The organism is Pseudomonas syringae pv. cilantro (genome assembly GCF_001293775.1).
Classification (GTDB): domain Bacteria; phylum Pseudomonadota; class Gammaproteobacteria; order Pseudomonadales; family Pseudomonadaceae; genus Aquipseudomonas; species Aquipseudomonas syringae_P.
On the sequence record NZ_LGLN01000020.1, the window covers coordinates 6,625 to 7,514 of the forward strand.

Annotated in this window: 1 protein-coding gene; it reads left to right on the top strand. The window is 53.4% G+C overall.

Going from position 1 to position 890, the window contains the following annotated elements; genetic code table 11:
- Positions 1–679 precede the first annotated feature (679 nt).
- Positions 680–853 (top strand): hypothetical protein, encoded by a 174-nt coding sequence (locus ABJ99_RS28585; protein ID WP_183132460.1) that lies wholly within the window; start codon positions 680–682, stop codon positions 851–853.
- Positions 854–890 lie beyond the last annotated feature (37 nt).

Sequence of the window (890 nt, forward strand, 5' to 3'; positions counted from 1 at the left end):
CACTAGATTATACATTTTCAAACTATAAAGGTTGGCCCATGTGGCCTCACCGAATAAATTGTAAACAGTGGTGGTGTCATCCCTTTCGCTTGCTATGCGTAGTAGCCCTTTCAGAGCTGCAGCCGCATCGTCTGCGTCATCCTTGTTGTCGTAAGTGTTTAGAAGGTGCATCAGAAACTCTGACGGTAAAGAAGGCATAGGATTGTACATATTTCTTGGTGGTGAAGCCTGATCAGGGGGATGTGCACCAACTGCGAGGTACAGCTAGCATTGGGGGCGGCGCGAAAACCCGCGCAACACTCGGCCTCGGCCGAGTTGGAGTCGCAGTCGTTTCGCATGCGGGCCGGGAGCGCGAGATGGACAGCACCGATGAACACCGGAATGTCAGCGTGATCCTGTACACCTTTCGCGCTCAAGGGTTTCGCCTGGGCGCTGCGGGTGGACGGCCTGATCAACAGCGAGCAGCATAGGCCGTGAATTCCCTATGCAAGCCGGTGAGGGGAAGGTCTGCCCTGTAATGCTCGGATTGATTTAGTGAGAAACCTTCGAAACCAAATGGCTGCTTTTGGCCGCTTAATGTCAGAGTTGACAGGCAGTACCGGCCAGAATCCGACGGTCATCTGGTGACCTGAGCAGGCTATTCTTGAGGTTTGAGGGCATCTACGAATAGGGGCGATCAATGAAAGACCGTAGTCACGACGAGTTAATGGTAGAGCGTTTCCAGGCTGATCCCTCTTATGCGGCGAAGCTGCTGGCCGAGGTTGTTCGCGATGGTAGCGTGGATGAGTTGGCCATTCTAGAGAGGCAGCTATCGGCTGCCTTTGCCCTAAGAGAGGCGGACCGTGCTTCTTGATCGGGTTTTAGCTCTTTCATGGCGTTTTTCATGGTAT

Excerpts from the sequence above, each read along its gene's own strand:
- ABJ99_RS28585 (WP_183132460.1), top strand. The coding sequence starts at position 680 with ATGAAAGACCGTAGTCACGACGAGTTAATGGTAGAGCGTTTCCAGGCT.